The sequence below is a fragment of the Euzebya pacifica genome, assembly GCF_003344865.1.
GTDB lineage: Bacteria > Actinomycetota > Nitriliruptoria > Euzebyales > Euzebyaceae > Euzebya > Euzebya pacifica.
This window is the reverse complement of record NZ_CP031165.1, coordinates 4798868-4810781: the sequence shown is the minus strand read 5'-3', so window position 1 is coordinate 4810781 and position 11914 is coordinate 4798868. Positions and strand designations below refer to the sequence as shown.

The following is an 11914-nucleotide window of genomic DNA, read 5'->3' as shown; positions in this document are numbered from 1 at the left end:
GAACGGCGGCATCGGGAAGTTCGCCCTCGGTCCAGGGGGAGGGCGTCAGGCACCACCGTCGGCGACAGGAGCAAGGTCGGCGACATGGCGTCCGCGGCGGGCAGTAGGGAACCGCGCCCGCAACCACGCGACGGCGTCCTCAACGGGCATCGGCCGGGCGAAGTGCCAGCCCTGACCCAGCTGCACCCCCGCCGCTCGCACCCGCTGCGCATCGGCGGCAACCTCAAGGCCTTCGGCCACGACCCGCAGACCGATCGTCTCCGCGATCCGGACGATCCCACCGAGCACCGCAGCACCAGCAACGCTGTCGTTGGCCGTCGCCACCAGGCGTCGGTCGAGCTTGAGCTCGTCCAGGGGGAACGTCCCGAGGTGGCTGAGGGAGGAGTAGCCGGTCCCGAAGTCGTCGAGGCTGACCCCGACACCGGCATGACGCAGCGCGGTGAGGGCGGACAGGGCAACCCCGTCCTCGTCGAGCAGGAGGCTCTCGGTCACCTCCAGGACCAACGCCTCGGCAGGGAGGTTCGTCTCGGCGAGCGTGGTGAGGACGGTGGAGACGAACGCGGGCTGCAGCAGCTGGATCACCGAGGTGTTGACGGCGACGCTCATCGGCAGACCGACCTCGGTCCGGATGCGATGCATGGCGTCACACGCACGACGCAGCACGTGGTCGCCGAGCGGCACGATGAGCCCGGTTTCCTCCGCCATCGCGATGAGCCGGTCCGCCGGGACCATCCCGCTGTCGGCCAGATGCCAACGGACGAGCGCCTCGAACGACACCGGTGTCTCGGTGGGCAGGTCGACGAGCGGCTGCAAGTGGATGTCGATGGTGCCGTCGCGAAGCGCCACCCTGAGTTCCTGCTCCAGCCTGAGTCGTTCCACCGCCGCTGCGTGCATGGCCGGATCGAACGCACGGGCCCGGTTGCCGCCGTCGTTCTTGGCGACGTACAGCGCCGCGTCGGCATCCCTGAGTCCGTCGTCCACAGTCGTGGAGGGCTCGACGACCGTGGCCACCCCGATGCTCGCGGTCACCGTCAGCGCCAGACCGTGCAGGTCCAGTGGCTGCTCCAGGGCGTCGATCAGCTGCTGCGCGGTTGCCATCGGATCGACGTCGGTGGTGTCGGGAAGGACGATGACGAACTCGTCGCCGCCCACCCTCCCGACCGTGCCCCGGTTGCCGATGAGCTGCGCCCACCGTCGGGCGACCGCGACGATGACCTGGTCGCCGACGTGGTGGCCGAGGCTGTCGTTGACCACCTTGAGTCGGTCGAGGTCCGCGTAGAGCAGCGCAACCGGATGTGCGGCCGAGGCCCCGAGGAGCTGGGTTTCCGCCTCGGTCCGGACGGCGTTGCGGTTCGGGAGGTCGGTGAGCTCGTCGATCCTGGCCTGTCGGAACAGCTCGTCCTCGGCCAGCCGACGGTCGGTGATGTCGCGGAAGGTGACGACGAGGCAGCCGATCAGCGGGTCGTCGGTGTGGTCGGCGATGGTCCCCTCGATCCAGACGACACGGTCGGGGTCGGCCAGTCGGAGCTCCTGCCGGTGTGAGATTCCGGGTTGGGCGGCGGCAAGGAGCCGGCCGCGGCGCATCAGCGCAGCGTCCTCGGGGTGGAGCCGGTCGAGCAGGCAGACACCCGTCAGGCCCTCGGGCGCGGCCGGAGTGGCTGCGGCAGGGAAGGTCAGCTGGTCACGCACGACGAATGCCTCGTCGACGAGCAGGACATGGTCCTGTGCATCGCCGAGGATTGTCTCGAGTCGTTGGCGCTGGGACTCCAGTGCCCCCATCGCTTCTTGTTCGGAGCGCACCATGAGGACGACGCGGGTCACGAGGGTCGTCCCGACTACGACCGTGAGGCCCTGCTCGAACCGGTCGCCCGGGAGCCCGTCGAGGTGGTCGCCGACGACCGTCTGCAGCACCCAGCTGCCGACCGCAAGGGCCGCTGGCGCCCACCACCGCAGGACGCGAGGTCGTGGCGTCACGGCCTGTGGGCGGTTGGCAGCCGCGACCCACACTGCTGCCACCAGGGGCAGGACACCGAGGATCATCATCCCGGTCCCCAGGCCGGAGTGGGCGTACGGCCGGCCGGCAAGGGTGTCGGGCAGGACCACGATCGCGGCAGCCTGCATGCCGAATCCGGCCGACATCAGCCAGCTGGTACGGCTGATGCGGCCGTGCGTGCCGGTCAGCAGGGCGACCGTGGCCATGGCCGAGCACAACCCCACGAACGCAAGGGGGGTCAGGTGGGCCCTGTCCAGCGCGTCGGTGGTCGTGGGCTGGAACTGCAGTTCCCATGCCCAGAGCATGCCCGCCCCGGCCACCAGGACGCTGTCGAGCACGCCGTCCAGTCGTGCCCTCGACAGGCCGATGAGGATCGGCAGCGAGCCGGCCACGAGGGGCACGCCAACCGCCAGGACGATGAGGTAGCCGGGATGGGACCCTTCGGGGACCGCGAGCGTCTCCCACGCGCCGCCGCCCATGGCGGCACCGAGCCCCAGTCCGAACGCCAGCCACGCGCGCCCATGGGGAACCCGGCGAAGACGAGCCCGGACGGCGCCCACGGCGATCGCCGCCGCGCCGATTCCCATGGCCAGTCCGTAGCTCGTCCGAACCTGTGTGGCGGGGAGTCCGGAGCGCCACAGCAACGCACCCAGCAGGCATGCGGCGCCGACCGCCCACAGCACGAGGCCGGTGCGGCCGGACCGCACGGGTGTCGTGGCGGTCGGGAGGTCATGGCGTTCTTCACTATGGGTCTGCACGCCGTGTCGGATCGGCTGCTCTGAAAAGAGCATTAGCCGCCGGTCGACAAGGTGAGACCGGATCTCGTGCCGTCAGTACACGAGGCTCTGAATCACCGGTGACAGATGCTCTAGGGTGCGGTGCGCAGTTCCCTAACTACAGATGGTGACTTCATGCGCAGCACGGCAGCGATGACGATCGTGTGGGTGGTCGCCGCGTTGCTGGCGGTTCCCGCATCGGCTCAGGAGAACGGGCCGGTGGTGGCCGAACCCGTCGACGGCGAGGTCGTCCTGGAGGACGGGACCACGATGACGCTCCCTGGCGTGTTCGTGCTTCCCGAAGCGGCGGACACCCCGCTCGCGGTGTCGCTGGCCATCAGCCGGCTGGCGTTCGAGCGCGCCGACACGGTGATCATCGCGCGGGACGACGTGTTCGTGGACTCCCTCGCGGCTGGGGTGCTGCAGGGTCGCGAGGCACCGCTGCTGCTGGTGCCCTCCGACGGGCCGGTTCCCCTCTCGGTGCTCAACCGCATCGCCGCGCTGGGGGCGACCACGGCGGTGCTCCTCGGGGGCGAGGCGGCGCTCGGGGTCGACGTTGCCAACTCGCTGGCGGACGCCGGCCTGACGGTCCGGCGGGTCTCCGGTGCCGACCGGACGGCCACGGCCGTCGCGGTCGCCAACGAAGCCGACACCGGCAGCACGACCGCGATCCTCGCGCGGGCCTTCCCCGCAGATCCGGACAACCCGACGCAGGCCTGGGCCGACTCCGTCGCCGCCGGCGCGTGGGCGGCCGGCAGCGGACATCCCATCCTGATCACGGCCACCGACACCCTGTCGGGCGCGACCCGCGACGAGCTCGCCGACGGCGGCTACGAACGGGTCGTCGCAGTCGGTGGGACGGCGGCCATCAGCGACGACGTCCTGGCGGAGGTCGGTGCGCTGGGTCTGGAGGTCCAGCGGATCGCCGGTGACAGCCGGTTCGAGACCGCGATCGAGATCGCCGAGGCGTGGGACGCCGAGGTCGGCGCCGTCGGACCGGCCGTGCTGGCCACCGCCGAGGCGGCCGACGACTGGGCCACCGGCCTGCCGCTCGCGTCGTTGACCGCCATCAGGGACGCACGGATCGTGCTGGTTCCCTCGCAGGGCCCCCTCCCGGACCGGGTGGCCGAGCGCTTCCGGCCACAGCAGCGCCAGCTCATCCCTCCATCGACCGTCGGAGGAGGGCCGGGAGCGGGTGGTGCGGTCGCCGGCCTGATCGCGGGCACGTTGCTCCTCAGGATTCTGCTCGGTGGCGGGCCGCAGGCCGAGTCCGGCGCACTCGCGTCGTTCGCGATGCTCGATGCCGACGGTGCGCTGACCGATCGGCTGGATCGTGGCGGCCACGTCGGCTTCATCGTGTCCGACCGGCTGTTGGTGGATGATCCGTACATCGACCTCACGACATCCAGCGCCGACGGTGAGCGGTTCGATTGCTCCGACGAGGCGGCGAGACGGGAGACGGAACGAGGCGAGTTCTACGGACTGTCCCTGGCGCGGAGCCACACCGCGGAATGTGTGTCCGTCCAGGACGGCGAGATGGTCGTCACGTACGACGACGAGGAGTCCGAAGTGGTCTTCAGCCACACGGTGATCCTCGGTGACGGACCACCACCGGGCGTGCTGATCGCCTCGGGCACGGTCGCCGACGGGCACACCAGCGTCTACGCGTTCTCCGAGACCACCGACACCGTCGCCGCACCGCCGGTCGAACGGGTCGTCCCGGCGTCGGTGTGGCGCATCGACTCCACGCCGCTGCATCACGTCCTCCTCGCCACCGACGACCGGGGCGACGATGTGCCAGCCCTTCTGTCCATGCCACCGGGGACGGGTTCGGGTCCCGTGCCGGCCGAGGCGCTGACGCGGCTGTGGGAGGGTGCGGACGGCGGCACGGTCACCAACCCGAGCGTGTCACCGGACGGCAGCACGGTCGCCTTCTCCTGGTCGGAGTTCATCGACTCCGGGGTGGAGGAACAGGTCGCGACCATCGCCACCGACGGCAGTGACGACGGGCAGGCCACCCCGGTCGACACCGGCAACTACGGCTTCCTCAACGACCAGGCCTGGTCGGCCAACGGTGACTCGTTCGTCTACTGGGCCGGGGACAACGCCCAGGACACGGAGGATCGCGACAAGCGAACCGTGGGCTTCCCCGGCAACGGGGCCTTTCCGCTGCGGGCAGGCGGGTTCCGTCCCGCGTTGTCCCCGGCCGGGCGACTGCTCGACCTCGACGGCCTCAACGGGACAGGGCTGACCCTGATGGACACGGCGTCCGCCGGAGCCACCGAGCGGACAGCGTCCGTGTCGGATGCCGATGCGCTCAGCGCACCCTCGTTCGACCCGGCCGGCGAGCTGTTCGCGGTCGTCCGCTACACGGGACAGGGCGACGACGCCGAGGCCGACCTGGTGATAAGCCGGTTGGACCTGACCGAGGTTGTCGTCATCGACCTGCTCGACGCCGGCATCGAGGCGTCCGGGCCCTTCACCTCACCGGAGTGGGGGCCGGACGGGCAGATCGCCATCCCCGGCGTCGGCGGCGTCGGGCTGGTCGAGGTCCTCGATGGCGGTGAGTCGTGGCGGATCCACCTCGAGCCGGTGGAGGGCGACACGATCACCGACGTCTCGTGGATCCCCCCGGGACGCTGACCCTTCCGTCGGGCTCGCCTCCCGATCTTCTGCTGTCAGGGAACTTCGGTTCCGGTGTGGCCGACCTCTCGTGATCGGGGGCTGGTCGACCGGCCATGGCCTCCTCCAGGGGACAAGCCGACAGCAGGAGATCAGCAGCCGTGTCCACAGCCGAGTTCACCGCGGGGTCCGCCGGATCCACGACCGTTCGTACGTCCGCCGACCTGGCAGCGGCCTCCAGGTCGCGCTGGATGTGGCTCTGGCGCGTGCACATCTACGCCGGGTTGTTCGCGATCCCGTTCATCCTGCTGATGGCGACGACCGGGCTGGTCATCCTCTACACCCAGCCGATCCAGGACGCGTTGCAGGGGGACCTGCGCACCGTTGCCGAGGTGGGGGACACCCCCGTCGGCCTCGAGGCGCAGCTGGACGCGGTACGGACGGCCCACCCCGACATCGCCGTCACCGCGGTCACCGTCCCGGTTGACGACCGCCACAGCACCAGGTTCGATGCCGACGACGCAGGCACCCCGCGGCACGTCTTCGTCGACCCCTACACCGCCGAGGTCCTCGGCGACACCGACCCCGACGGCGACATCGTCAGGTTGGCCAACCGCCTGCACGGCCACCTCAACAACGACGTGGTCACCGTCAGCCTTCCCACGGTGTCGGCGCTGTGGGACGGGGGTGAGGTCATGCGCGACTACGTCGTCGGCGACCTCGTCCTCGAGCTGCTCGGTGTCTGGACGTTCGTGCTGATCGCCTCCGGCCTGTACCTGCGCTGGCCCCGCCGCACCCGCGAAGAGGCCGGGTGGCGTCGGTTCTTCGGGCTGGAGGTCGCGAAGAAGGGCGGGCTCGCTGGCGTGACCTGCACGGCATCAGCGGCGTCGCCATGACCGTCATGCTGCTGATCACCCTCGTCTCCGGGCTCGCCTGGAGCACCTACTGGGGGCCCCACGTCACCTCCATCGCCAACGCGATCTCACCGAACGTCTGGACCGACGCCCCGCCCAGCGGCGCAGGCACACGCGGGGACCTGGACCGCCTGGGCAACCAGACCAACTGGAACACCCACGACCAGCACCTGCCTGCCAGCGGGGGAGTGGCCGCAGGCGAGGACGCCCCTGCGCCCATCGGCCTGGACAGCATCGCTGCGATCGCCGAGGAGGAGGGCATGCTGCCCGGCTGGACGGCCTTCCTGGCTTCCAACAGCGAGGGCGCGGGCGGGGAGATCGTGCACGGCAGCGTGACGGTGTCCAACTCGTGGCCGCGGAAGACCGGGGAGGCCCGCGACCTGTACCTCGACCAGTTCACCGGCGAGACCCTCGGCGGGCAGGACGTGTACGGCTACGGCACGGTGTCGCGGGGGCTGGACACGCTGGTCAGCACCCACATGGGCACCCAGCTCGGCATCGCCTCCCGCATCCTCATGACGGCGCTGTGCATCTTCGCCATCTGGTCGGTCGTGACCGCACTGATGATGTTCCGCAAGCGTCGGGCACCCGGCAGCACCGGCCTGCCCGCCCGCCGGACCCAAGCCAGGCCGACGAGGTCCGTCGGCCTGTTCGCCCTCGCCCTGGGCCTCGCCTTCCCACAGTGGGCCGTCAGCGCGCTGGCCGTGCTGGGCCTGGACCGCGCGGTCGGCAGCCTACGATCCCGGCGCGCCGCTGCCTGAACCGAGCATGACCACGTGCAGCACCAACTGGTCCGGTCCCGGGTTGCGCCACGCGTGTTCGGCGCCGCGCTGAACGACAACGTCGCCCGGTCCCAGACGGACCTGTTCGCCGTCGGGCATGCGCAGGTCGACACGCCCGGAGATGACGGTCACGTAGTCCTGGGTGGTGGTGGCGTGCAGGCCGTAGTCCTCGCCGGTCCGGCGGTAGGGGCTGTTGCGGCCCCACTTCTCGCCGGCGGCGATGGACGCCTCGACGACCTCGTCCGGCGGGATCGTCACGACCCGGAACACCGCGCCGCCCCGGGTCGGCTCGAAGGAGTACGACGTCGGGGTCTCGCCGTCCATCGGTGACGACGGAGGCTCCGCGACCCTCCACAGGTCGGTGACGGCGAAGCCCGGGCCGAACGCCACGGTTGGGGTCGGCTCGTCCACCTCCAGGACCGACCGGCCGTCGGCGTCCACACCGGTGATGACTCGTCGCACGCTGTCCTCCACTTCCCCCGCATGTTGGTACAACTGTTATCCTACTTAGCGGACGCCGGCTGGTCCGGGACTCGACCGGAAGGTAGGACATGCGCACGCTGCGAGAGGCCGTGATCGTCGACGCGATCCGGACCCCTACGGGGAAGGGCAAGCCCGGCGGCGCCCTGTCCGACATCCACCCCGTCGACCTGTTCGCCACGGTCCTGCGGTCCCTCGTCGACCGCACTGGCATCGACGCCGGCCGCATCGACGACGTCATCGGCGGCAACGTCACCCAGATCGGCCAGCAGGGCGGCAACATCACCCGCCAGGCCGTCCTCGCCGCCGGCTACCCCGAGCACGTCCCCGCCACCACCGTCGACCGCAAGTGCGGCTCCTCCCAGCAGGCCGCCCACTTCGCCGCCCAGGCCATCATGGCCGGCTCCATGGACCTTGTCGTCGCCGGCGGGGTGGAGATGCTCAGCCGCGTCCGCATGCAGTCCAACACCGCCGGTGCCGACCACCTCGGTGACGGCGTCCGCGCCCGCTACCCCGACGGCCTGGTCAACCAGGGCATCGCCGCCGAACGGGTCGCCGCCAAGTGGTCGATCACCCGTGAGGAGTGCGACGCCCTCTCCCTCGCCTCCCACCAGCGGGCCCAGCACGCCACCGAGCAGGGCTGGTTCGCCGAGGAGATCCTCCCCGTGGACACGCCCAGCGGCACGGTCACCCGCGACGAGGGCATCCGGCCCGGCACCACGATGGAGAAGCTTGCGGGCCTCGCCGCCGTCTTCGGCACCGACGACGCCCGCCGCGACCACCCCGACCTCCCCTGGATCGTCACCGCCGGCAACTCCTCCCAGATCAGCGACGGCGCCTCGGCGGTCATGGTCGCTGCCACCGACGTCGCGGAGCAGCTCGGCCTGCGTCCCCGCGCCCGGTTCGTCGACTTCGCCGTCGTCGGTGACGACCCGACGATGATGCTCACCGCCATCATCCCGGCCACCCAGAAGGCCCTCGACCGGGCTGGCCTCACGCTGGACGACATCGACCTGTTCGAGGTCAACGAGGCCTTCGCGTCGGTCCCCCTGGCCTGGATGAAGGAGATGGGTGTCGCCGACGAGCGGGTCAACGTCAACGGTGGCGCCATCGCGCTCGGCCACCCGCTCGGCTGCTCGGGCACCCGCCTGATGACGACCCTCCTCCACGAACTCGAACGGCGAGAGGGCCGCTACGGCCTGCAGGTCATGTGCGAGGCCGGCGGCCAGGCCAACGCCACCATCATCGAGCGGATCGCCCCGTGAGCGGCCTCCAGCCGGAGCGCAGCCGCGAGGCCATCGAGGTCGACCTCGACGACCGCGGCGTGCTGACCATCACCCTCGCCCGGCCAGAGGCCGCCAACTCGCGCAACCAGGCCATGCGCCGCGAGCTCGCCGAGGTCTACACCGCCGCCGGCATCGACGACGCCGTCCGCGTCGTCGTGCTGACCGGCAAGGGCGACCGGCACTTCTGCGCCGGTATGGACCTGAAGGAAGCGGGCCAGCCCGAGACCCCGGTCGCGCGGCGCGAACGCCTCCGCAGCGCCCGCGACATCGAGCAGCTCGCCCGCCTGCCCCGCCCCACCGTCGCCGCCATCAACGGCTACGCGCTGGGAGGCGGGTTCGAGATGGCGCTGGCCTGCGACATGCGGGTCATGGCCACCGACGCCAAGGTCGGGCTGACCGAGGTCCGCCACGGCCTGATGCCCGGCGGCGGCGGCACCCAACGGCTCCCCCGCCTGATCGGCGCCGCGAAGGCCGCCGAGCTGCTGTACCTCGGCAAGGTCCTCGACGGGCCTGCCGCCGAACAGCTCGGCCTGGTCAACGCCGCGGTCCCGGCCGCCGACCTGCATGACCGTGTCAGCACGCTCGCCGGCGCGCTCGCCGAGCAGTCGCCCAGCGCCCTCCGCGCCATCAAGGAGTCCCTGCTGGCCAGCGCCGAGCTGCCGCTGTCCGCCGGGATCGAGAAGGAGCTGGACGGCCTCCTCTTCCTCATCCAGGAGCAGCAGGCCGCGAAGGACTGATGCGAACGGTGGGACACGGGGTCAGGTCAGGCGCCCCCGGAGGCACCGCTTGTCTCAGTGGTCGAGGTGGACCCGTTCGCCGTGCGAGCCGAAGATCCCGATGATCTCGACCATGCCGGCGTGGGTGCCGAACCAGTGCGGGGTGAGGGTGCTGAACTCCACCGCCTCGCCGGGGACGATCGTCAGGTCGTCCTCGCCGAGGAGCAGCCACAGGCGGCCACTCAGGACGTAGATCCAGTCCCGGCCCTCGTGCACCGGCAACGGATCGGGCGGAGTGCTGCGCTCGGCCTCGATCACACACCTGAACGCCTGCAGGCCCGTCGCCGTCCCGTAGTGGGTCAGCGGCCACATCGTCATGCCGGCCCCGACGATCGGGTCCCGCTGGACACGAGGATCGGGGCGGACCGTCGGCCCCAGCAGCTCGTCGACCGTCACTCCCAGCGCACCCGCCAACCCGGGGAGGTGGTCGATGGCGAGCCGACGCTTGCCCGACTCCAGCCGGCTGAGGGTCGAGACGTCCAGGTGTGCGGCCGCGGCGACCTGCTGCAGCGTCAGGCTCCGTTCGGTCCGCAGCTGTCGTATCCGGTTGCGGACGCGTTCGTCCAGCGGGGCGTCGAGATCCTTGGTCATCCGCTGCCATCCTAGAGGGGTTTGACAGATCAGCAAGTAAGGGTGCCGATCGAGCAACTCGACCTAGCGTTCTCTCCAGGCAGACCACGACCCGGAGGTTCCGATGACATCCACCCCATCGACCCGCGACACCGACACGCTCGTTCACGACGACCGACGCAAACGCCAGATCCTGTTCGCCTCCTGCGCTGCGCTGATGGCCGTGATTGCCTCGGTGACGGGCCTCAACGTCGCCCAGCAGGAGCTTGCGCTGGACTTCGGTGCCTCCCAGAGCACCGTGCTGTGGATCATCAACGCCTACGCCCTGGCGCTGGCCGCGATGCTGATGCCCGTCGGCGCCATCGGCGACCGCTGGGGCCGCAAGCCCGTCCTGCTCGCCGGCCTGGCGGTGTTCGTCGTGGCCACCGCCGCGGCCGCGCTCGCCCCCTCCTCGACGTTCATGATCATCGTCCGGGTCGTCGCCGGCGTCAGCGCGGCCATGATCATGCCGGTGACCCTGTCGGTCATCACCTCGACCTTCCCCGAGGAGGAGCGAGCACAGGCCATCGGCGTCTGGGCAGGGGTCGCCGGTGGTGGCGGGCTCATCGGGATGTTCGTGGCGGCCCTGATGGTCGACCTGGTCGACTGGCGCTGGCTGTTCGTCCTGCCGATCGCCCTGGCGGTCGTCGCCGCCGTGGCCACCGTCCGGGCGGTCCCCAACTCCCGCGAGCAGACCGACCAGCCGTTCGACCTCCAGGGGTCGTTGCTGTCCATGGTGGCCGTCAGCGGCCTGGTCTTCGCCATCCACGAGGGGCCCGTCCACGGCTGGAGCGACCCCGTGACGCTGCTGGCCCTCCTCGGTGGCCTGCTCGCCACCCTCGGGTTCGTCGTCACCGAACGACGCAGCCCGGCGCCGCTGCTGGACGTCCGCGTCTTCGGTGACCGGCGCCTTGCGACCGGCTCGGTTGCCCTGATCGTGCTGTTCGGCGTGCTCGGCGGCGTCTTCATCGTCCTGTTCCCCTACTTCCAGGGGGTGCTCGGCTGGTCGGCGCTGCGCTCGACCGCAGCGTTGCTGCCGATGGGCCTGCTCATGATGGCGTCCTCGGGCCTGGCGCCGAAGCTGGCCACCGCGGTCGGGAACCGCACCACCAGCCTGGCCGGCATCGGCATCGCCGGCGGTGGGCTGGCAACCATGGCGATGCTGGTCTCCGTCGACGGCGGCTACCTCTCCGTCCTCCCCGGCATGCTGGTGATCGGGGCGGGCATGGGCCTGACGATGACCCCCTCGACGGAGGCGATCACCGCGTCCCTCCCGGCCGACCGGCAGGGCGTCGCCTCGGCCCTCAACGACACCACCCGCGAGCTCGGCAGCGCGCTCGGCGTCGCGCTGCTGGGGGCGGTGCTCTCCGCCGGCTACCGGGACGCGATCGGCCCCCTGCTGGTCGGGTTCCCGGACGACCTGGCCACGGTCGCCAGCGAGGGGCTCGGTGCGGCCCACGGCGCTGCGGCCCAGGCCGGCGCCCGGGCGACCCTCCTGCTCGAGAGTGCCGAGCTGGCGTTCGTCGAGGCATGGTCCCGGTCGATGTGGGCCGGCGTGATCGCCATGGCCGTGCTGTTCGCCTACGTGTTCCTCGCCGCACCCCGGAGAGACGCGGTCGGGGGGCCGTCCACGGAGGTGGCGCAGCCCGTCCGCTGAGGGTTACGTGAAGGAGACG

9 protein-coding genes are annotated in these 11914 nt (G+C 71.0%); 6 read left to right on the top strand and 3 right to left on the bottom strand.

Annotated features, from left to right (window positions below; all coding sequences use genetic code 11):
* Positions 1-45 precede the first annotated feature (45 nt).
* The gene (locus DVS28_RS20675; protein ID WP_164710836.1) at positions 46-2751 is read right to left on the bottom strand and encodes a putative bifunctional diguanylate cyclase/phosphodiesterase; all 2706 of its coding nucleotides are present in this window, start codon (positions 2749-2751) and stop codon (positions 46-48) included.
* Positions 2752-2904: 153 nt separating this feature from the next.
* Between DVS28_RS20675 and DVS28_RS20670 the strand changes: the two genes are divergently transcribed.
* The 3 genes from DVS28_RS20670 (at position 2905) to DVS28_RS20660 (ending at position 7066) form a co-directional block, all read left to right on the top strand.
* Positions 2905-5412 carry a cell wall-binding repeat-containing protein gene (locus DVS28_RS20670; RefSeq protein WP_114593153.1) on the top strand — a complete coding sequence of 836 codons (2508 nt, stop codon included), beginning with the start codon at positions 2905-2907 and terminating at the stop codon, positions 5410-5412.
* Positions 5413-5552: 140 nt separating this feature from the next.
* Entirely contained in the window at positions 5553-6287 is a 735-nt protein-coding gene (locus DVS28_RS20665; protein WP_164710835.1) for a PepSY-associated TM helix domain-containing protein, read from the top strand.
* Positions 6284-7066 carry a PepSY domain-containing protein gene (locus tag DVS28_RS20660; RefSeq protein ID WP_425461035.1) on the top strand — a complete coding sequence of 261 codons (783 nt, stop codon included), beginning with the start codon at positions 6284-6286 and terminating at the stop codon, positions 7064-7066. Before DVS28_RS20665 ends, DVS28_RS20660 begins: the two co-directional genes overlap by 4 nt.
* Here the strand turns inward: DVS28_RS20660 and DVS28_RS20655 are convergent.
* Positions 7040-7549 carry a cupin domain-containing protein gene (locus DVS28_RS20655; RefSeq protein WP_164710833.1) on the bottom strand — a complete coding sequence of 170 codons (510 nt, stop codon included), beginning with the start codon at positions 7547-7549 and terminating at the stop codon, positions 7040-7042. The genes DVS28_RS20660 and DVS28_RS20655 overlap by 27 nt on opposite strands.
* 98 nt (positions 7550-7647) lie before the next feature.
* On the opposite strand from DVS28_RS20655, the gene DVS28_RS20650 reads away from it, so the two are divergent.
* Together DVS28_RS20650 and DVS28_RS20645 are read left to right on the top strand one after the other, a co-directional pair.
* Entirely contained in the window at positions 7648-8832 is a 1185-nt protein-coding gene (locus DVS28_RS20650; protein ID WP_114594313.1) for an acetyl-CoA C-acyltransferase, read from the top strand.
* A complete protein-coding gene (locus DVS28_RS20645; protein ID WP_164710832.1) occupies positions 8829-9590 on the top strand; it encodes an enoyl-CoA hydratase/isomerase family protein in 762 nt (253 codons plus the stop codon). The genes DVS28_RS20650 and DVS28_RS20645 overlap by 4 nt, the downstream gene beginning before the upstream one ends.
* Before the next feature lie 54 nt (positions 9591-9644).
* Here DVS28_RS20645 and DVS28_RS20640 read toward each other — a convergent pair whose 3' ends face one another.
* Positions 9645-10220, bottom strand: coding sequence for a helix-turn-helix domain-containing protein (locus DVS28_RS20640; RefSeq protein ID WP_114593148.1), 576 nt, complete (start codon positions 10218-10220; stop codon positions 9645-9647).
* Between the two features lie 103 nt (positions 10221-10323).
* Between DVS28_RS20640 and DVS28_RS20635 the strand changes: the two genes are divergently transcribed.
* Complete coding sequence (locus DVS28_RS20635; protein ID WP_114593147.1) at positions 10324-11895, top strand: MFS transporter; 1572 nt, start codon at positions 10324-10326, stop codon at positions 11893-11895.
* Positions 11896-11914 lie beyond the last annotated feature (19 nt).